At 60.4% G+C, this 21,817-nt stretch carries 9 protein-coding genes; 4 read left to right on the top strand and 5 right to left on the bottom strand.

Annotated elements, in window-relative coordinates:
- Window positions 1-25: 25 nt before the first annotated feature.
- Window positions 26-1,126: an NAD(P)H-dependent flavin oxidoreductase gene (locus GFS31_RS11730; RefSeq protein WP_198805003.1), complete on the bottom strand. Its 1,101-nt coding sequence runs from the start codon at window positions 1,124-1,126 to the stop codon at window positions 26-28.
- A 279-nt stretch (window positions 1,127-1,405) separates the two neighbouring features.
- Here GFS31_RS11730 and GFS31_RS11735 point away from each other — a divergent pair, with 279 nt between their 5' ends.
- Window positions 1,406-2,812, top strand: a complete 1,407-nt coding sequence (locus tag GFS31_RS11735; protein WP_198805004.1) for a hypothetical protein — start codon at window positions 1,406-1,408, stop codon at window positions 2,810-2,812.
- 64 nt (window positions 2,813-2,876) lie between these two features.
- On the opposite strand, the gene GFS31_RS11740 is transcribed toward GFS31_RS11735, so the two are convergent.
- The 3 genes from GFS31_RS11740 to glmM form a co-directional block, all read right to left on the bottom strand.
- On the bottom strand, window positions 2,877-5,504 hold the full coding sequence (locus GFS31_RS11740) for a right-handed parallel beta-helix repeat-containing protein (RefSeq protein WP_198805005.1): 2,628 nt from the start codon (window positions 5,502-5,504) through the stop codon (window positions 2,877-2,879).
- Between the two features lie 46 nt (window positions 5,505-5,550).
- Complete coding sequence (locus tag GFS31_RS11745) at window positions 5,551-15,756, bottom strand: VCBS domain-containing protein (RefSeq protein ID WP_198805006.1); 10,206 nt, start codon at window positions 15,754-15,756, stop codon at window positions 5,551-5,553.
- An 862-nt stretch (window positions 15,757-16,618) separates the two neighbouring features.
- Window positions 16,619-18,082 carry a phosphoglucosamine mutase gene (glmM, locus tag GFS31_RS11750; protein ID WP_198805007.1) on the bottom strand — a complete coding sequence of 488 codons (1,464 nt, stop codon included), beginning with the start codon at window positions 18,080-18,082 and terminating at the stop codon, window positions 16,619-16,621.
- A 111-nt stretch (window positions 18,083-18,193) separates the two neighbouring features.
- On the opposite strand from glmM, the gene GFS31_RS11755 reads away from it, so the two are divergent.
- The 3 genes from GFS31_RS11755 to GFS31_RS11765 are packed head-to-tail and all read left to right on the top strand — an operon-like array spanning window position 18,194 to window position 20,171.
- Window positions 18,194-18,766: a DUF309 domain-containing protein gene (locus GFS31_RS11755; RefSeq protein WP_198805008.1), complete on the top strand. Its 573-nt coding sequence runs from the start codon at window positions 18,194-18,196 to the stop codon at window positions 18,764-18,766.
- Between the two features lie 10 nt (window positions 18,767-18,776).
- The gene (locus GFS31_RS11760; RefSeq protein ID WP_198805009.1) at window positions 18,777-18,956 is read left to right on the top strand and encodes a hypothetical protein; all 180 of its coding nucleotides are present in this window, start codon (window positions 18,777-18,779) and stop codon (window positions 18,954-18,956) included.
- A gap of 51 nt (window positions 18,957-19,007) precedes the next feature.
- Window positions 19,008-20,171, top strand: a complete 1,164-nt coding sequence (locus GFS31_RS11765) for a cysteine desulfurase family protein (RefSeq protein ID WP_198805010.1) — start codon at window positions 19,008-19,010, stop codon at window positions 20,169-20,171.
- Window positions 20,172-20,309: 138 nt separating this feature from the next.
- On the opposite strand, the gene GFS31_RS11770 is transcribed toward GFS31_RS11765, so the two are convergent.
- Window positions 20,310-21,803, bottom strand: coding sequence for a protein adenylyltransferase SelO (locus GFS31_RS11770; RefSeq protein WP_198805011.1), 1,494 nt, complete (start codon window positions 21,801-21,803; stop codon window positions 20,310-20,312).
- Between the last annotated feature and the right edge of the window lie 14 nt (window positions 21,804-21,817).

Consider the following 21,817-nt stretch of genomic DNA (forward strand, 5'->3'; position numbering starts at 1 on the left):
CTTTGCCCAATCCCGCTTCACCCCCTTACCCAACCACCAATTCCCGCATGACCTCGGCAACAGGTACCAGTCGATCCCCTTGGCCGACGTGGCTACCAGAAAACACCAGGCCGTTTTCCACATCCCCCCGGCAGGCCCGATCTAGGGCGCGAAGGATACAGTAGGTTTCCCGTTTATCGCGGAATTTGCACACCTGAAGGCAGTTGGCAAAACACTGGCTTTTTTCCCCCGGCAGTTCCCCAGCCATCACCCGATCCACAAAGGGAGTGCGGAGGGCGCGTCCCGGCAGGCCCACGGGGCTAGGCACCAGCACCACGTCCGCCGGATCGGCGTTGAGGTGAAATTCTTTGTAGCGGGGGTCGGCGTCGCATTCCTCGGTGGCGATGAATCGGGTGCCAATTTGCACACCGCTAGCCCCTAGGGCGAGGGCCTTCACCAAGGTTTCGTGGCTATAGATGCCCCCGGCGGCAATCACAGGGATGGGGCTATCGTAGGTGTCGGCCAGATACTTGACCAGGGCGGGGATCACCGCTTCGGAACTAATGGCGGGATCGCCCAGTTCCTCGGCCTTGGCCCCCAGGTGGCCCCCGGCAGATTGGGGATTTTCCACCACAAAGGCATCGGGCAGACGGTTAAAGTTGCGCTGCCACTTTTTGCACACCACCTGAGCAGCCCGCACGCTGGAAATAATCGGCACCAGGGCCACCTCGGGCCGATGGGCGGTGAGACCGGGCAGACCCAGCGGCAATCCAGCCCCGGAGATAATCAGGTTGGCCCCATGATCGGCGGCGGTGGGGGCTAGGGTTTCATAGTCGCGTGCGGCCACCATAATGTTGACGCCGATGATCCCCTTGGGGCTGAGGGCACGGGCCTTTTGCAGCTCGTCGATGAGGGCGAGGCGATTGGCCTCAAAAAACTGTTCTTGGCGCTTCTTCGGGCTTTTCTCGTCAATGTCAAAGTAGGGGGAGTTCATCCCTAGGCCCACTGCCGAAATAATCCCAATTCCGCCAGCATTGGCCACCGCCGCCGCCAAATTAGCGCCGGAGATACGAATCCCCATGCCGCCTTGAATGATGGGATAGGGTACGGTGTGGATACCGAGGGTGAGCGGGGGTAGAGCAGTCATAGACAATGGAAACCTCACAAGACCGACAGGAACGCTGAAACGCCGCAGGGTAGAAAAAAGGGCACCGATGAGTGTGCCCTGCATAACCACGGAATGGGACTGACTGGAGGAGGGGGGTATGCGCATCCCCTATCGCAATCAACCATAGATAACTATTAAGCGATAAATTGATAAAAAGCAACCCCCTGATGGGACTGGGGAGTTACGATTTTAGTAACCGTCCCGAATTTGGGGAAAAATTTGCGTAGGTTAGGGGCATGAAGCAGGGAGACCCCGACCATGACATACCCACTCAGCCTTTGGTTAACCCTCGGAACCGTGACCGCAACGTTGGCCCTGTCGGCAGCGAGTCTGCAAGCCATTGAGCCAGGAGTGCCCCTGCCAGAAATGCCCCCGACGGAAGTCGCGCCTCCTTCCACGATGCCCATTCCACCTACCGATTCCCGCCCGCCCCATCTTCCCAGAGATCCCTACGGCCAAGTGATTGAGCGCACCAAGGCGATGGTGTCCGACCCCGTGGCCCAACGGCTGGCGGCGGCGCTGAATCTCAACATCCTCAACATCACCTGGGAGGATACGGGCCGCTTCTACGGATCGGCGGTTGGCCCCAACATCAGCGACATGACGATTCAGGTGCAGCACCGGGATCCGCGCACGGGGGACTATCAGCTTCACCTCATGCCCGTGATTCGCCACCCCAACTTTGCCGATGTCACCGCCGACATCCCCCTGGAAAATTTCTTTGTGCGGGTGGGCAACGAGGACGGCCAAAGCCTGCGGCGGGTGGCTCTTTCGGAGGTGTTGGGCAACCTGCGCAATTATCTCCATGATCCCGATTCCTGGGAAGGACGGCTGAATTCCCTGCTGGCCCAGCGGGATAGCCATGTGCTGGTCAGTGCCCAGGCGGCGTTTCTGCCCATTCCCCAGGAGGGCAGCGCCACCTTCAACCCGGTGTTGTTTAACTACCAGTCTCGCCCTGGTGATCCGGCGGTGCTGACGATTTTGGCGACGCGGGAAGGCACCAGCATCACCGTCATCGACAACCAGCGCGACACCGTAGAGGCAGGGCCAGTGTGGGGACAACGGCTGTTCTTTAACCGCAACGGCGAACGGGCCAGCTTTACCGGGCAACGGCTCACCGACTTTGCCGCCCAGGCCCAAGCCTCCGGCCAGCGGGATCCTGACCTCGCCGCCGGGGGCGAAGGCATGAACCTGGTGCTGCTCATTCAGGTGCCCCTCAAACAACGGGCACCCGTCAGGCCCATGGGCGGTATCGGTATGATGGACAACCTTTCTATGGCAGCGCCCCTCCCAGCCCCTAGTCTGGAATCCTCCCGTGGCCGCAGTGACGTGGAATCAGCGGTGATTGGCTCTGGCCCAGTGGAAGGCCCCTTCACCGAAATTGACGGCCTGCCCATCGAACGTGACCCGGATTACCCGATTCGGGTCACGGTGCAGTTCTACAAAGCCACCAGTAACGGCGTGGTGTCTGAGGCCGACCTAGCGGAAATTCGCCAGCAGATCGACCGCGTTTACGCCGAAGCCGATTACGTCGGTAGCCTAGTTGTCGATGGCCCCAGCGACCGCCCCACCGAACACGATGGCCCCCACCAAGAACCCGCCGACTGGTGGCAACGCTTCTGGGAACGCCAACGCCGCTGGTTTCCCCAAGGGGAAGAGCCCTAGGGCGTCGATTCTGCATTCACCAATCTGTAGCCACCAACAGGGCCTTCCCCGTGAGCCCTAACCCCTAGAGGCAGACCTGGCGGTTGATGTTGGTGAAGGTGGCAGGGGGGGGCGCGACTAGGTTGAGGTTGACGCTGGCCCCGTCGTTGTTGGCCGAGAGATTGGGCAAGTCGCCCACCTGGAACTCGCCCACCGTGTTGTTATTGAGTTGAATTGTGGGGCTCCCAGTGTTGGTGGCGGCAATAAAGCACACCCGCGCCGTATTGTCCGCCGTCACTTCGATATCGAGCCCGCCGTTGTCGTTGTTCTCGAACTGGTTTTGGGACAGTTCAATCAGCAGGGTTTCGGCGTTGGTGGTGGTAAAGCTGAGGCCGGGGCCACCGTTGCCGGAAATCAGGTTCTCGCCAATGCCCAGAGAACCTAGGTCGGTCTTGAGGACAAACTCCTGGAGCGCCAAATCATTGGCCACGCTGATCAAGCCTGCGCCGTCGTTGTTGGTGATCTGGTTGCGATCCAGGTTGAATTCCTGGGTGGCCGACTCGTTGGCCTGGATGCGGAGGCCGTTGCCTCGGTTGTTAGAAATGACGCCGTCCCGAATGTCCACCTCCTGGAAGCTGATCAGGCTCCCTCCCGGAGTGCCACCCAACACCGTTACACCATCGCCGCCATTGTTGCTGATGGTAGTCCCTTCCACAATCACTTCCTGGCCCCCCAAATCCGCCGCTACGATGCGCAGCCCCCCTTCTCGGTTGTTGCTGAGACTGTTGGTGATCGTGGTGCCGGGGCTGAGGCCGATGCTGGTGTTGTTGGGGTTGCTGGGGCCAACGATGATGATCTGGTTGGGGGCTTCCCTGGGCGTGAGGGATCCAATCGCCGCCAGTTCCATGCCGACCCGGTTGCGATTGGCCTGGAATCCAGCAATGGTGATGTTGGCGGCGTTCAAGGTGGTGGTGTTGCGAATTAGGATGCCCTGGCCCGAATCGGCGGCGGTGCCTCGCGCCCCATTGGCCACGTTGTCGAACAGAATGACGCTGCCGCCCACATCGTTAAGGAAAATCCCCCGCTGGCCGGGGTTGGTGATGGTGTTGTTCCGCAGTTCCACATTGCTGACGCCGTTGCCCACCACGGCATTGCCCGCCACGTCCTCGAACCGGAAGCCCGCCAGCACCGTGCGGTTGCCCAGGGTTGCGCCATCCATGCGGGGGAAGTTGCCGTCCCCAGAGAAGGGCAGTTCCACCACAATGCCATCGACATAGTTTACGGTGGCGGAAAAGGGCAGGCGGGTGGGGGTAATCTCAAAGCCGGAGAAGGGAAGGCCCGCAAGTTGCTGCCGTGGCCCCTGGGAGAGCAACTGCACCTGGTCGGGGATGGTGAGGGCAGGAATCAGCACGTCCGTGGCCCCGTCCACATAGACCACATCGTTGCCGTCGCTCACCGTGGCATCGAGGGCGTCTTGAACGGTGCCAAAGGGATTTTCAAAGGTGCCATCGCCACCGCTGCGGCCCAGCACCACATGCTGGAAACGGTAGTCTTCCTCCCGCTCTGGGTTTTGCAAGGCTTGGGACGCTCGTTCCACCAGTTCCTCGCGCTCGGAGGTGATTTGCACGGCAATTTCCGGCTGTCGGGCGGTGGGCTCTCCTAGGCGGGCGCGTACCTGGTCGGCGTCAGGGATTTCCCCAGCGGGGCGAATGCCGGGAAAGGTGGCCCCCACGGAAAAGACCAGCCGCGTGCCAAACAGGCCATCCCCCTGCAACGCCAGCCCACTGTTGAAGTTGGGGGTGATATCCGCCGCCAGCCGCAGCCGCCAACCCAGGTAACTGCCCAAACTCGGCGCACCCTGAAGGTAAACACCGCCAAACCCTTTCAAATCCCCCGTTTCCCAGCCCGCCAAACGGGTGCCTGCCTCGGCATCAAAGCCACCTAGGGCGCTTTCTTGATCCAATAACCGCAGGCGTTGGCGCTCGGTTTCGAGCAGCAGCAGGTTCCCCTGGAATCGGGTGGAGGCTTGGAAGCCGACATCAATGGTTTCATCGCGCAGGGTGCGCTCCCGGTCGCCCACGGGCAGGTAGCCATTGATCCGAAAATCCCAGTTTCGGCCCAGGCTTTCGTAGCCCGTGCCCAGTTGGGAAAAGGTGCCGCCGGAGGTGCCGCGCAGGTCAAACCCTAGGTAGCCACCCCGGATACGATCCGCCGTTGGGCTATAGCCGCGATAGCCGAGGGCCGCGCCCCCGGCCACGGTGTCGTCACTGTTGACGACAATCCGGCCCTCCAGAAAGCTCACGGCTTCCCCCACGGTTTGCCAGACCGGAACGAACGCCTCAAACCGCCCTAGGGAAGGATAGCCACCGCCGTCGGTGCTGTAGCCCGCCCCCACACGAGGCCGCACCCTTAAATCCACCGAGGACGCCCCTGGATCGCCGAAGGCTTCGGTTTCGCTAGCGGCAGGATTCCCTGGATCTTCAGTCCCGTTCGCGGCAGGGTCAGCCGCTGGATTCTCTGCCTGGGCCACCAGGAAGAAGAAGGTGCTTGGATCCGCAATTTGCGCCGGAACACCCGTGGTTTGAGCCATCGAGGTCGCTGTGAGTAGGAGATCGGGGGGTGGGGGCGTGGGGTTGGCAACCGCTGCCAGGGGCACCGCTACCAAGACAACCGGAAGCGCAGAGATCAGGGGCAACAAAGAGGGGCTAGCCATGGGTAGAGCAGGTACAGGTGAACGGTAGGGAAGGGGATCAAGGGGCTTAGACTTGGCCAGGGAGGATAACGTGCTGCGCCGTTAGGGTGTTGGCGTTGACATTCAGCAGGGTGGCCAAAGGTTGATTTTGTCCACCCATTGTCACCGAGAGCAGGGTATCTGATCCGCGCTGCTGGAAGCCGACATTGCCCCAGCGCAGTCCCGCAATCTGACTGAGATCAATGCGATCCTGCAAAATCTCGAAGTCGGTGATCGTATCTAGGCCCTCGCTGACGGCGTTGAATCGGAAGATGTCGCGTCCTTGGCCCCCGGTCAGCCGATCACTGCCGGGGCCGCCCACGAGGATGTCGTTACCGCTGCCGCCGTTGAGGATGTCATTCCCGGCACCGCCAATCAGGGTATCGTTACCGCTGCCGCCGTTGAGGATGTCATTCCCGGTGCCGCCGTTCAGGTAGTCGTCTCCGGTGCCGCCGTTGAGGATGTCGTCACCCGCTTCGCCATAGACCCGGTCATTGCCGCCGCCGCCGTTGAGAATGTCGTTGCCCGTGCCGCCGTAGATCAGATCGACATTGCTGCCGCCGTTCACGATGTCATCGCCGCCGCCCGCATAGAACACGTTGGTGCTGCTGAGGCCGCTAATGCTGCCGCTGCTGCCGTTGATGATGTCATTGCCATTGGTGCCATAAAATTCGTTCGACCAACGCACCACGGTGGTGGCCAGGTTACTGTTGGCCCTGCCGTCGTTAACCACCACTTGAATCGTGCGGTTTTGACGGCTGGGATAGAGGGCCGTATTTTGGTAAGTGATGGCGGCAATGGCGGCTTGGTAGGCTGCCAAGGTTGCTGATCCGGTGAGCACCAGTTGTCCGGTGGTGGGGTTGTAGGCGCGGGCCGTAATCCCTGGAGGAAGCAGCCCAGCCACCAACCGTTCCGCATTACCATTCAACCGATTGGTCAGGGTGATGGTAGCGGAGACCAGTCGAGGACTGTCGGCATCCGTAATCCGAACCGTGGTGGGCGCAATGGCCACCCGCCCCAGCGCAGCATTGTAGGTGGTGGTGTGTCCTGTCCCCGCTAGGCTGCCGTTGAGGTCAAGTAAGGGGGCATCGTTGGTGCCGTTGACGGCCACCGTGAGGTTAGCCCTCGCCGTGCCGCCATCGCGGTCGCGGATGGTGTAGGCAAAGACATCATTGACGGTTTGCCCCGCCCCCAGCCGCTGCACCGAGGCCAGGGCGTTGTTGAGGGTGTAGGTATAGGTGCCATTGGCTCCCCAAACCAGGGTGCCATAGGTGCCCACGACTCGCCCCGTCGTATTCCCGCGTACATTGATCACGGAAATCGGATCGCCATCGGGGTCGCGGTCATTGGCCATCAGGTTGCCCGTAGCCCGCAGCACCCGGTCTTCTGTCACGCTGGCCCGGTCGTTGACGGCGATGGGGAGGGGGTTGCTCACCTGCCAGGTAAAGGTTTGGCTGGTGGTGCCGCCCTTGCCGTCGTTGGCGGTGATGACGGTTGTATACAGCCCATTGCTTCCCCCCTGGGAGGCGCTGCGGTTAATCGTGCCACTAATGATGCCCGTTGCGGGATCCAGACGGAGGCCCGTGGGTAGCCCCCGCACACTGTAGGTCAGCCTGTCGCCATTGGGGTCACGGAAGAAGCTCCGAATGTCCAGCGGAGCAATCGTCGCACCATCGTTATTAGTCCGATTGGCGATGGTGCCCACGGTGACAGGCGGGACGTTGACCGGACTGCTGTCATTATCCAGATTCGTGGTGTTGGTCACAGGCACGCCGCCGCTGACCGTGCCAGGGTATTTCACCCCAGCCCCGTCATCGCGGATGGTGGCGGTACCCGTGCGGCCTGTGCCCCCGGTGTTGGTGGCGGTGAGCCGGAAGGTTTCGGCCCCTTCAAAGAGGGTGTCGTTGATGATGGTGGTGCGAACCAGCAGGGTGGTGCCGCCAGGGGGAATGGGGACAAAGCTGTTGGCGGTGTAGTTCACCCAACTAGTGCCGTTCCAGTATTGCAGGGCGGTGCCAAAGTCTGCGCCGGGGGTGGCGGTGCCGCCCGCCAAGGCCAGTTTCACCTGTTGCCCCGTGGCCCCAGTAACGGTAAACACCGCATAGGGCGAGGCTTCATTGACCGTAATGTTGTTGACACTCAGCAAGCGGTCGTCGTCCAGGTTAATAGTTGTGCGATTGGGAACACCCCCCGTAACGGTGCCGGGGTATCGGGAGCCTGTACCGTTGTCCACGATGGTGGCGGTAGCGGTACTGGTGGCTCCGGCTCCGGTGGCGATGCGGCCCGTGAGGGTAAAGGTTTCTGGCCCTTCAAAGGTGGTGTCGGCCTCGGAGGTGATATTTACCCGGACGAGAACGGTACCGCTGCTGGGGATGATGGGCGGCTTACTGTAAAGCTGCCAGGTGGCTCCGCCATCGGTGGAGTATTGCATCGTAAAGCCGCCGATGGTGGCGTCTTTGTCAGCGGTGGTGGCGGTGTTGCCCAGGGCCAGAGAAAGAGGTTGGCCTACGGTACCTGTCACGGTAAAGAAGGCATAGGGCGAAGCTTCGTTCACTGGGCCAATCGCCGCCACATTGACCCGCAGGTCGTTGTCAAGGTTGGTGGTATTGGTGACGGGGTTGCCACTGGGGTCGGGAGCCATGTCTGGGAACTTCACTCCCGTGCCGTCATCCACAACGGTGGCCGTCCCTGTTGCTACCGTGCCCACATCATTCGTCGCGGTTAGGCTAAAGGTCTCGGGGCCTTCAAAGATACTGTCGTTGAGGATCGCCGTGCGTACCAACAGCGTGCGGCTCAGGGGAAGGGTGATGACAGCACCCGCGCTGTAGTTTTCCCAACTGGTGCCGTTCCAGTATTCCAGCCCTGGGCCGTAGTCATCCGAGATCTTGGCCGCACCATCGACCAAAGCCAGGGTGATGCCCTTGCCCGCTTCCCCCGTAACGGTAAACACCGCGTAGGGCGATCCTTCATTAACGGTGATATTGTTAACGCCCAATTCCCGGTCGTCGTCGAGGTTGGTGGTGTCGGTGGTGGGAACGCCGCCCGTTACTGTGCCGGGATACTTCACCCCGGTGCCGTTATCCACGATGGTGGCGGTGCCTGTGTTGCCCGTCCCGCCCGTGTTGGTGGCGGTGAGGGTGAAGGTTTCGGGGCCTTCAAAGGTGGCATCATTGATAATCGGGTTCCGCACCAGCAGGGTCGTGCCCCCCGCCGGAATCGCCACAAAGCTGCCAGGGGCATAGCTCACCCAGGCGCTGCCGTTCCAGTATTCCAGGGCGGTGCCAAAGTCAGCGGGGCTGGTGGCCGTGCCATCGCTGAGGGCAAGCTGCACCTGTTGGCCTGCTCCCCCTGTGACGGTAAACACCGCAAAGGGCGAGGCTTCGTTGACGGTGATGCTGTTTACCGCCAATTCCCGGTCGTCGTCCAGATTGGTGGTGTCGGCAGTGGGCAGTCCACCCGTCACCGTGCCGGGATATTTCACCCCCGTGCCGTCATCTACGATGGTGGCGGTGCCTGTCACCACGGCCCCTAGGTCATTGGTGGCGGCGAGGGTAAAGGTTTCGGGGCCTTCAAAGGTGGTGTCGTTGACCAGAGGATTCCGCACCAGCAACGTGCGACTGGCGGAAATGGTGATCAACGTTCCAGCGGTGTAGTTCACCCAGGCCGTGCCGTTCCAGTATTCCAGAGCGGTACCAAAGTCGGCAGGACTGGTGGCGGTGCCATCGCTGAGGGCAAGCGTTACCTGCTTACCCGGTTCCGCCGTAATCGTAAAGACTGCGTAGGGCGAGGCTTCATTAACGACAATGCTGCTGACTCCAAACTCTCGGTCGTCGTCTAGGTTGGTGGTGTCGGTGGTGGGAACGCCGCCCGTGAGGGTGCCGGGATACTTCACCCCGGTGCCGTTATCCACGATGGTGGCGGTGCCTGTGTTGCCCGTCCCGCCCGTGTTGGTGGCGGTGAGGGTGAAGGTTTCGGGGCCTTCAAAGGTGGCGTCATTGATAATCGGGTTACGCACCAGTAGCGTAGTGCCCCCCGCCGGAATTGCCACAAAGCTGCCAGGGGTATAGCTCACCCAGGCGCTGCCGTTCCAGTATTCCAGCGCTGCACCAAAGTCAGCGGGGCTGGTGGCGGTGCCATCGCTGAGGGCAAGCTGCACCTGTTGACCCGCGACCCCCGTGACGGTGAATACCGCAAAGGGTGAGGCTTCGTTGACGGTGATGCTGTTTACCGCCAGGGCACGGTCGTCATCGAGGTTGGTGGTGTCGGTGGTGGGAACGCCGCCCGTCACCGTGCCGGGGAATTTCACCCCAGTGCCGTTATCCACGATGGTGGCGGTGCCGCTATTCCCCGTCCCGCCCGTGTTGGTGGCAGTGAGGGTGAAGGTTTCGGGGCCTTCAAAGGTGGCGTCATTGACAATCGGGTTACGCACCAGTAGCGTAGTGCCCCCCGCCGGAATTGCCACAAAGCTGCCAGGGGTATAGCTCACCCAAGCGCTGCCGTTCCAATATTCCAGGGCGGTGCCAAAGTCAGTGGGGCTGGTGGCGGTGCCGTTGGCCAGGGCAAGCTGCACCTGTTGACCCGCGACCCCCGTGACGGTGAATACCGCAAAGGGTGAGGCTTCGTTGACGGTGATGCTGTTTACCGCCAGGGCACGGTCGTCATCGAGGTTGGTGGTGTCGGTGGTGGGAACGCCGCCCGTCACCGTGCCGGGGAATTTCACCCCAGTGCCGTTATCCACGATGGTGGCGGTGCCGCTATTCCCCGTCCCGCCCGTGTTGGTGGCAGTGAGGGTGAAGGTTTCGGGGCCTTCAAAGGTGGCGTCATTGACAATCGGGTTACGCACCAGCAGGGTCGTGCCCCCCGCCGGAATCGCCACAAAGCTGCCAGGGGTATAGCTCACCCAAGCGCTGCCGTTCCAGTATTCCAGGGCGGTGCCAAAGTCAGCGGGGCTGGTGGCCGTACCGTTGGCCAGGGCAAGCTGCACCTGTTGACCCGCGACCCCCGTGACGGTGAATACCGCAAAGGGTGAGGCTTCGTTGACGGTGATGCTATTTACTGCCAGGGCACGGTCGTCGTCCAGATTGGTGGTGTCGGTGGTGGGAATGCTGCCTGTGAGGGTGCCGGGATATTTCACCCCCGTACCGTTATCGACGATGGTGGTCGTGGCGGTACTGGTGGCTCCGGCCCCGGTGGCGATGCTGCCCGTGAGGGTGAAGGTTTCGGGGCCTTCAAAGACTGTGTCGGATTCGGAGGCGATGTTGACCCGAACTAAAACGCTGCCACTCCCAGGAATTACCGGAACGGAGTAGTCGTCATCCCCGGTGCTGTAGGTGAGCCAGGTGGTGCCGCCGTCGATGGAGTATTCCACCGTGAAGCCGCTGATGGTGGCGTCTTGGTCGGTGGTGATAGCGGTGTTGCCGAGGGTGAGGAACAGGTTTTCGCCAGCGGTACCCGTCACCGTGAAGAAGGCATAGGGCGAGGCTTCGTTGACCGGGCCAGCGGCTACCACATCCACCCGCAGGTCGTTGTCTAGTCCCGTTGTCTCCTTGACCGGATTGCCATTACCATCCACATCGCCTGTAAATTTCTCCCCGGTGCCGTCATCGACGATGGTACCGATGCCCTGGGTAACGCCGCCCCCGGTATTGGTGGCGGTGAGGCCAAAGTTCTCGGCCCCTTCGTAGGTGCCATCATTGGTGATGGTGGTACGCACCAGCAGCGGGCCGCTATTGGGCAGTTGGATCAAGCTATTGGCGGTGTAATTCACCCAGGCGGTGCCGTTCCAGTATTGGAGGGTATCGCCAAAGTCGGTGCCGAGGGTGGCGCTGCCGCCGTTGAGAGCAAGCTGTACCCACTGGTTTGCGGCTCCGCCCACTTCAAAGATGATGAAGGGTGAGGCTTCGTTAACCGTGGGGCTACTGACCGTGAGGGGGCGGTCATCGTCTTTGGTAACGGAACCGTTAGCGCTGCCGTCGCTGACGCCGTTGTTATTGAAAATCAGGCCCGTGCCATCATCGCGGATGGTGCCCGTACCGTTGTACTGAGTGCCAGCGGTATTGGTAGCGGTGAGCCGGAAGGTTTCGGATCCTTCAAAGGCTTCATCATCCAGAATGGCGGTGCGAACAAAGAGTTGTCCACCACTGGCGGATCCCCCCGGATTGGTGCCGGGAATCTCTACAGGCACCCCAGTGTAGGCCGCCCATTTGGTGCCGTCCCAGTATTCCAGGTTGGGGGAGAAGTCTGCACCCAGGGTAGCGGTGAGGCCCGTGAGGGAGAGGCCCACCTTTTGCCCAACCACGCCATCGACGGTAAACACCGCATAGGGTGAGGCTTCATTGACGGTGGGGCTGCTGACGGTGAGGGCGCGATTATCGGGGGTGACGTTGAGGGCAATGGTGCTGGTATCGCTCAGGCCCAGCCCATCAGTAGAGACCACCGTGAGGCTATCGGATCCGCTGAAGTAGGCATCTCCCTGGTAGCTTAGGGTGGCGAGAGCGGCGTTAATTTGCTCCTGGGTGCCGGAGAGAGTGAGGGTGGCGGTACCGTTACCCCCGCTGCTAATGGTAGCCCCGTTCAGGTTGCCGATGGTCAGGGAACCATGGTTAACCGTCAACCGCACGGTTGCGAGTTCGCTGGTCAGGGTTTGGCTGGGGTTGTTGTCGGGGTCGCCCACGCTAATCCCCACAATTGACGTAGCAATGCCCTCGGCGGCAGTAATGGAGGCAGGCGTGGTGTTTATCGGAGCATCGTTGGCCCCATTGACGGTGATGGTGAGGGTGCTGGTGGATAGGGCTCCCGCCGTATCCTGCATCTGGTAGGTAAAGACATCGTTGACGCTTTGCCCAGCGGCGAGGGCATTGACGTTGGCGTCTCCATTTCTCAGGGTGTAGGTGTAGCTGCCATCGGCATTCAGTACCAGGTTGCCGTAGGTACCCGTGAGGGTAATGGTGCCCCCCGACAGGTTGGTGAGTGCGCCTGCCCCCACGCTCGCCGCTGATACCGTTTTGGTATCCCCCGCGTCCACATCGGTGTCGTTGGCCAACACATTGCCACTGGGGTTAAAGCCCGGTACGGTGTTGTCCGTGCCCCCGGCTTCGGTGGCCGTGGCCGTATCGGCGGTGGCAATGGGGGCATCGTTGCTGCCCTGAATCGTAATCGTCAGGGTGGTGACGTCGGTTTGGGTGCCGTTGGTCAACCGATAGAAGAAGGTTTCGGTAAGGGTATCGGTGGCGGTACGCAGCGCCTCAACCGCTGGCAGGGTGTTGTTCAGCGTATAGGTATACTCGCCAGTGCTGCTGATAGTCAGGGTGCCGTATTGGCCATTGATGACGGTGTTCGTGCCAACGTTTGTTTCGGTGGTGGTGGTAGACGCCCAGGCCCGCTGCACAGACAGGGTAGACCCCACATCCACGCCGCCGGGGCCTGTAATTACGTTACCCGACGGATTCGTTCCCGCAATCCCGTTACCAACTTCAATGGCCGTCGCGATATCAGGGTTGGCGGTGGGCGGGGCGGGCTGCACCTGAAGGTTGATGGTGAGGGTGGCCGAACTGGTGGCCCCCAATGCATCCTGCATGGTGTAGTTAAAGGTGTCGGCGTAGGTACCTGCGGCTAGGCCATTGTTGGGGGTATAGACATAGGCCCCGGCAACGCCCCCGTGGTTGAGGCTGAGGGTGCCAAATTGCCCAATGAGGGTGACGGGGCCACTGATGGTATTGGTAAAGCTCAGGGCCGGACTGGTTGTGCTAACGCTGAGGGCTGCTCCGTCGATGGTGATGGAGTTACTCGTTACCGCCGTCACGGTGCGGGTGAAGGCATTGCCCCCGGCATCGATGCCCGTGATGGTCATTCCGGCAACCACCGTGCCATCAATAGCACTTAGGTTAATGGTGTTGCTGGGAGCCGTGGCCGAGACAAAGGAGCTTACCGTGGTTGTAACCGGAGTGGTACCGTTTCCAGTGGGCACCGTGGCAAATAGTAGACTTAAGCCGTTACTGACAGCAGAAGTCGTGCCTCCGCCAGATAGAGTAACGGTATTGCCGTTAATGGCGGTGACAGTAATGTTATTGCCACCAGCATCCTTTAGTGTCGAACCATCGCTGCTGTAGCGGACAAACCGCCCCACCTCAATACCGAGCACGCTGGCCAGGGTAATTGTTGTGGTGACGGTTGCCCCAGGAGAGGTGCCATTGGCGCTGGCGCTTGTACCTGCTAGGGCTTTGGTATCCCCCGCATCCACATCGGTGTCGTTAGTGAGAACGTTGCCGCTAACAACCTCAGTGCCCATCGAGCCTGCGGTTCCGGTCGCAAAGTTGAAGTCGTCGTTGGCAACGGGGGCGTCGTTGGCCCCTTGAATGGTGACAGTGAGGGTGCTGGTGGAGGTGGCCCCAGCGGCATCGCGCACCGTATAGGTAAAGGTTTCGGTGAGGGTGTCGGTCTGCAAGCGCAGGGCTTGCACCGTGGGGTTGGCGTTGTCTACTTCGTAGATGTAGCTGCCGTCGGCCCCAAGGACTAAGTTGCCGTATGCGCCAGTGATGACGATGGCGCTTGAGGTTGAGGTACTGCCTGCGACTGGAGAGCCACCGTTACCCGTCACCGGGTTAAAGATACTAGCGACGGTTTTGGTGTCGCCCGCATCCACATCGGTGTCGTTATCCAGCACATTGCCGCTGGGGTTAATGCCGGGGGTGATGACCGTGCTGGTATTGGTATTGAACCCCTCTTCGCGGGCGATGGCGGTGTCTACATTGGCCACCGGGGCATCGTTCACCGGGGTCACGTCAAAGGTAATGGTGCTGGGGGCAGAGAGATCCGTGCCACCGTTGGCGGTGCCGCCGTTGTCTCGCACCTGGAAGGTAAAGCTGGCGTAGCCGTTGCCGTTTTCATCCTGCCCTGGGGTGTAGACCAGGTTAGCCAGGTTAGCTACGCTAATTTCTTGCCCTGCGATTACTGCAACACCGTTGAGGGTGAGGGTGCCAGCGGTGGGTAGGGTGGTAATGACGACGCTTTGGAAGCCGTTGGCGGGGGTATCGTTGGGGTCGGCAAAGCCAAAGTCATTGGCCGAAAAGGCATAGCCCGTGTCTTCGTTGATGGTGAGGGTACTGCTGGCAGCGGTGGGGGCATCGTTGACGGGGGTGATGCTAATGGCCAGGGTGGCGGTGCTAGACAACGCCCCATCGGACACGGTGTAAGTCACCAGGGGCACTGGCCCCGCATAGTTGGCAATGGGGGTAAAGCTGTAGCTGCCGTCTTGGCCAAGGGTGAAGGTGCCAACGCCTGCCAGGATAACCGTCTGGGAGGGGTTGCCCGCATTGAGGGTGTAGGTGGTGCCGTTGAGGACAAACTGGCTCACCCGCAGGGGGTCGTTGTTGGGGTCGCTGTCGTTGGCCAGCAGGTTGCCTGTGACAGGGCCACCGTCTTCTAATACCGTGGCCGCATCGTTGGCGGCAATGGGGGGCAGGGGCGGCTGATAGCCAAAAATATCCCGCCAAGTGCTGCTGGTGGTATAGGGGCCACCGCCAATATCACCGTTGATGGCGTTCAAACTATTAGAGGCCGTCAGACCCGCCGCATAGATCCGGGTCTGATCCGTCGGCCACTGGGGGATTTCCTTGTAAACCGAGTTGGCTGTGCCGCCGTTATAGGTATTGGCCACCAGGTTACGGAACGTATCCAACTGGGCCAAGCTGAAGCTAAAAACGTAGTAGTTTTCACGGCTACCGTCGCCGTCCACGTCGGAATTTAGGAACCCATCCGCCCCGGTGCCAAAGCCAAACACACGCACATTGTCGGGCTGAGTTTGGCTGCCGTCCTTGAGGTTGAAGTAGGTGCCAGAGTTGGCCGCCGGAATCACCGTGTTATTGGGTCGAGTGTTGGCCTCGGCGGTGATGCCCGTCAGAATGGGGATGAACTGGAGTTGGCCCACGGTATAGCCACCCGTGACGTTGACCACATCCAACTGAATGGTGAAGTCGGGGCTGCCGTCGCCATCCACGTCCACAAAAATCCCCATCAGCGCCTTGAAGTTGCCCGACTGGGGTTCCGCCAGCACCTTGAAGGCAATGTTGCCGTTGCCGTCGGCCTGGATTTGCAGGTAGGGGTTCGCGTCATTCCCCACCAAATCCGAGGCATTGGCCGTCCACACGCCATCGGTAGCCCCCTTATTGGTATCGCCCGTGCGCGGTAGATTTACCCATTCAGAAGAGGTAGGCGCAAACTCAATAGAACTCGTCATAGAAATATCACCAGGGAAATTGATGGAGGTAGAAACAAGCGAGTGTCGGCCAAATTTTGGAGGTGATGCTGGGGATAAATTCCCTTCGCGCCCAGACCACCATCCATCTAGAGAAATCCAAGGCACCCAGGCCCTCGAATATCAGCGGCATGGCAAAATGAGCCCGAAATCCTGGAAGTCAGCCGTAGCTTGGCAGCGAGTCTGCCGTGCAGGGGTGACAGGGTCGCCATAGCCAACGAATTTTGAGCCAATAATGAGCAGGTGAAAGGTGCCTTCCTTCGCAAGGGGAGCGATGCGTAGCGATGAAATTTAAGAGATCAGGTATTAAGACACAGGGACTAAGGCAGCGTCATAGAAGCAATGCTCAAGAGAATGTAGTTATTGATCATAATTTAGAGCTTACCCAAGCGCCTTATCAAATCAACACTCCTGCGCCAAAAAAATTACTCCCGCAATACTTTTTAATGTTGTATCCGTAATTCTACTTTAGCCCTTAATACCCACCCTAGAGAAAATACGGATTTATCGCAATCTCTGTTCTGAAAGGTGATGAGGTTCCCTTTCTTCGTAGTTAGATTGCGTCTAATTAAAGGTTAAAAAAACAAAGGTCAAAAAAGTCGTAAAAGTATCTGATTGAATCCCCAAAAACCAGGTGAAAGGGCGTCTGAATCTGAGGACAAAGCCAGGGTGAAGAAGGGGCAGTTCCGCGTTGCTTCCTTTCCTCCAGAAGGCCATGCGCAGAGCGTCTCCCCGGGCAAAACAGCCCACAAAAAACCCGGCGCTATGCTCCCTAGCTAGGGCCATGACAGGGCGCTAGGGTGAGAGGCCGGGTTCGTTGAGTGGGTTGGATTGAGTGGCTGTTTTAGACCGCTAGGTGGTTGGCCACAACGGTAGAAATGTGCTGCGTCCAGTAATCCACCAGGTCTTGCTGAATCGCTTCCACCATGACGCGGATCACGGGTTCGGTGCCGGAGGGGCGTACAAGGACACGGCCTTCGCTGCCCATGGCGGCTTCGGCTTCGGCAATGGCCCGCTGCACGGGGTCACAACCTTGCCAGTGCATCCGCCGCTCTCGGTCGGTAACACGGACATTTTGCAAGCGCTGGGGGTAGGTCTGGAAGCTTTGGTCAATCAAGGCCGAGAGGGAACCGCCAAGGCGCTGCACGAGGGAGGCCAGATGCAGGGCGGTGAGGATGCCGTCGCCCGTGAGGCTGTAGTGGTGGCAGAGGATGTGGCCAGACTGTTCACCGCCCAGCTTGGCTCCTCGGTTCACCATTTCGGCGTGGACGTACTGATCGCCCACCTTGGTACGTACCAGGGTGCCGCCCAGTTTTTCCCAGGCCCGCTCAAAGCCCAGGTTGGCCATCACCGTGGAAATGATAGTGTTGTCGGGCAGGCGATTTTGGGCTTGCAGGTGCTTGCCCCAGAGGTAGAGGATATAGTCGCCATCCACCACCCGGCCCTCGGCATCCACAGCCATCACCCGGTCGGCGTCGCCATCAAAGGCAAAACCGAGGTCGGCTCCGTGGGCTTTCACGGCGGCTTTGATCGGCTCCAGGTGGGTAGATCCGCAGTGGACGTTAATTTGGTTGCCGTCGGGACTGCCGTGGAGGATCACCACCTCGGCCCCGGTGGCTTGGAAGACCTGCTCGGCCAAGCGGGTAGCGGAACCCCAGGCCAGATCTAGCACCACCTTCATGCCGCGCAGGTCGAGGTTGGGCAGCAGCGGCTCTTGCAAAAAGCTAATGTAGCGGTTCACCAGTTCGGGCCGATAGTAGCACTGGCCCCAGCCGGGAGTAGGCTCTAGGTTCAGCCCTTCGGTGTGACCACGCAGGGCGGCTTCAATGGTGGCCTGGACAGTGCTGCTGAGCTTGGTGCCATCGCCGCCAAAGAACTTGATGCCGTTGTCCTCCGGGGGGTTGTGGCTGGCGGACACCATAATGCCGCCCATGGCGTCGCAGGATTCGGCCAGGTAAGCCACCGTGGGAGTAGGACAAAGCCCTAAATGCCACACATCCAGCCCCGCTGAAGTGAGCCCCGCCGAAAGGGCATTGGCCAGCATATGGCCAGAGTTGCGAGAATCTTGACCGACAATGATGGGGCCGTGGGCTTGGCCTTGGCTACGCAACACCTGCCCCGCCCAATAGCCCACCTCCATGGCGAGGGGAGCAGTCAGCAAATCCCCCGCCTTGCCGCGAATGCCGTCGGTGCCAAATAAAGGGGTGTTGGGCAGATGTAGCCCCGCCAGTGCCCCCGCAAAGTCTTGGGAACGATCCCGCTGCCCAACGGGAGCACTTCCCGTAGGCCGAACCGGAGAACTTACCATACTCGTTTCCTCATCACACACACTCAGAATGGAGAATATCACCTCTGCCTTAGGATGAAACTAGCGCCCTGTGCCAGTTCCCTTGTCTACGCCAGATTTCCCTCGTCACCCATGCCGGATTTCCCTCCTTTGGAAAACACCCCAGATTCCCCTCTAGAAAGTGCCCCTGAGAACGCCCCTGAGAGCGCCCCAGAGAACATCTCCAACACCAACCCTGAGATCTCCCTCACTGCCGGAATTACCCTGTTTAATCAGGGTGAATACTACGCTTGCCACGATGTGCTAGAAGCGCTGTGGATGGAAGCAGAATCCATGGAAAAACCGTTCTATCAGGGCATTTTGCAGATTGCCGTAGGGCTATATCACCTGGGCAACCACAACTGGCGCGGAGCCACCATTTTGATTGGCGAAGGCGTCAACCGTTTGCGTCCCTTTGAACCCAGCTATGGCGGCGTCGCCGTGGCCGATTTGGTGGATCTGGGTTGGGCGTGGCTGGTGGCGCTGCAACACACCGGAGTTGACCAAGTGGAAGCAATGGCCCAAGCCTTGACCCAAGCCCGGACTACCGCCGCCGATCAGGGCATTAGCCTAGGGGATCAGAGGTTCACGTTGCCCGTCCCTAGGATTGGGCTGACGACCTCCGCCACCCCAGAGAGCCGCCCAAGGGCTAGCGGAACCTGCTGATATCGCAGAGATGCCAAAGTATGTCTCCTGTCAGCGAGGATGGTGTGAGGAAGTACGAAAGTTTACATTGACCTACGAGGCCCATCGCGATAGTGACGAAGCCATGGCCTGGGAAGGCGCATCCCAGACTGGGCCGCATCGCGCCGAGAATCGGGCTGGGGAGGCGTGGCCTGCCCTAGCACCCTGCTAGGATAGGCGATGGGGATCATCCCCAAAGGCCAACGCGGGAGAGGATTGGGCGATGCAAATTTATCTGGACTATAGCGCCACCACGCCACCGCGCCCGGAGGTGATCGCCACCGTGCAATCGGTAATGGCGGATCAGTGGGGCAATCCCTCCAGCCTGCACCAGTGGGGCAACCGCGCCGCCACCGTGCTAGAGCAAGCTCGCTTCCAGGTGGCGGGGCTGATCCATGCCCCAGCGGAATCGGTCTTGTTTACCGCTGGCGGCACCGAGGCCGATAATCTCGCCCTGCTGGGCATTGCCCACACCTTCGAGCGGCCCCAGCACGTCATTATCTCGGCGGTGGAGCATTCCGCCATTAACCAACCCGCCCAATTCCTCGAAGCCCAGGGCTGGCAAGTCACCCGTTTGCCCGTGGATAGTCGGGGGCGGGTTCATCCTGAGGTGCTGCGTCGCGCCCTGCAAAGCAACACGGTGCTGGTGTCGATCATCTACGGCCAAAGCGAAGTGGGCACCCTGCAACCCATCGCCCAGTTGGGCCAAATCGCCCGCGACCACGGGGCCATCTTCCACACCGATGCCGTGCAGGTGGCCGGACGCCTGCCCATTGATGTTCAAACCTTGCCCGTTGATTTACTGTCTTTGTCAAGCCACAAAATCTACGGCCCCCAGGGAGTTGGTGCCCTATACGTGCGGCCTGGGGTGTCGTTGCGGCCCCTTTTGGGGGGCGGTGGTCAGGAGATGGGCCTGCGGTCGGGTACCCAAGCCTTGCCCAGCATTGCCGGATTTGGGGTGGCGGCGGCCTTGGCCCAGCAAGAAATGACCCAAGAAACCCAGCGGCTGACGGTCTTGCGGGATCGACTCTTTTCCCAACTGGCGGATGTGCCTGGACTGGTGCCCACCGGAGATTTAGACCACCGACTGCCCCACCACGCCAGTTTCTGCCTCACCAGCGGCGATGGCGAACGGGTGAGCGGCAAAACCCTGGTGCGGCAGATGAACCTAGCAGGCATCGGCATCAGTGCCGGAGCGGCCTGCAACAGCGGCACCCTTACCCCCAGCCCTATCCTCACCGCCATGGGCTATGGCGAACGTGCGGCCAAATGCGGCATTCGGCTGAGCCTGGGGCGGCACACCACCGCTGCGGATATAGACTGGACGGCCCTAGTGCTAAAGCAGGTGATCGACCGCTCCCTCAGCACTCTCCTCGCCCAGGTTTAACGACATGATTGCCCCATTGTCCTTAAAACCCAGGGCAGGGCGCATTCGCGGCTGCAACCCTATTGGCCCCCCTCTGATCGCTTTGGTTAGCCGCAATGCACCATAGGCGCATCCAGGGTAGCCAAGCAGGATTTAACCTTAGCCCCCAAAGGGCTGTTGTACCCGTTGCAGCAGGTCATAGAACGGTTGCCAGTTGTCTTCGACGGTGATCGGTTCCCAAATGGCCTCAATTTCGGGCCGCAGCAGCACGGTTTCGGGGTTCGTGGTTCGCAGGGTGTGCTGAATCTTCTCCAGGGCGGATTCTGGGAGAGATTGCAGCGCCTGATGGTACCACTGCCGCCAAAGCTGGAGTCGTTCCGCCGCTGCGGGGTCGGAGGCTTCTAGGGTGGTGGCCAAAATTGGATCTAGTTCCGCCCGCCACTGAGGGGAAAATTGCTGGGTTAGGCCCAGGAAAAAGTCGTGGTAGCCCACTTCCACAGCGGCCAGAAGTTCTTGGGTTTGGTTCACCAAGGTAGTGGCGAGGTCGTCCGTTAGCAGGGCGATTTGATCGGCCCCAAAGCCGAGTTTTCTCAGCATCAGCTGCTGGTAGTGGTGCTGATAGCGGTCTTTGTATTGGGCGAGGGCGGCATCCATTTCCGCTTCCGGCATCACCAGTTTCAGGGGCTTTTGCAGCGCCTTTAGGTTCATCTGGCAGATGATCGGCTGGTTGCCGTAGCTATAGCGGCCTGAGTAGTCGAAATAGGCGGCGGTGAAGCGACGGTCAAACTTGTCCATGAAGGCGTAGGGGCCGTAGTCAAAGCTTTCCCCGGTGATGGACATGTTGTCGGTGTTCAGCACCCCATGGCAAAAGCCCACGGCCATCCACTGGGCCACCAACTGCGCCACCCGCTCCACCAGTTCATCGTAGAAGCGCACAAACCGCTCCTGGGAATCGGTGAACAGGCGCACCGCTGGATAGTAAACGTCGATAACGTGCTCCAGCAGCTTGGCGATCAGGTCGGGCCGATTGTGGTATTCCAGCCGTTCAAAGGTGCCAAAGCGAAGGTGGGAACGGCTAAACCGCACCATCACCGACGACCGTGTGGGGGAAGGCTCATCGCCACGCCACAGGGCTTCCCCGGTTTCCACTAGGCTAAAGGTACGGGATGTGGTGACGCCCAGGGCATGGAGTGCTTCCGAGGCCAGCACCTCCCGCACGCCGCCCTTCAGGGTCAGCCGTCCATCGCCGCCCCGCGAGTAGGGCGTGGTACCCGATCCCTTGGTGCCAAAGTCGTAGAGTTCGCCATCGACACCCCGCACCTGGCCGTAGAGAAAGCCGCGCCCATCCCCCAAAAAGGGGTTGTATTCGCCAAACTGATAGCCGTGGTAGCGCAGGGCCAGCAGGGGTTCCCGGCCCTCAAACTTGCCAAAGGCTTGGATAACGTGCTCGTCGCTCACCGCCGCCGGATCTAGCCCCAGCCGCCGCACCAGGTCATCATTGCGAAACCGCAGTTGATGGGCCGGAAAATCCGCCGCTTCCACCACATCGTAATACTCATCCCCCAGGGCTTCTAGGGCAGGTATGTAATCTAACGTCAGCAAAGGATTGGTCGCTGTTGCGGAGGCCGAAACGGAAGAGGCAGGGGAAGACATGGGACGCAGGACTT

The organism is Leptolyngbya sp. BL0902, from assembly GCF_016403105.1.
Lineage (GTDB): Bacteria > Cyanobacteriota > Cyanobacteriia > Phormidesmidales > Phormidesmidaceae > Nodosilinea.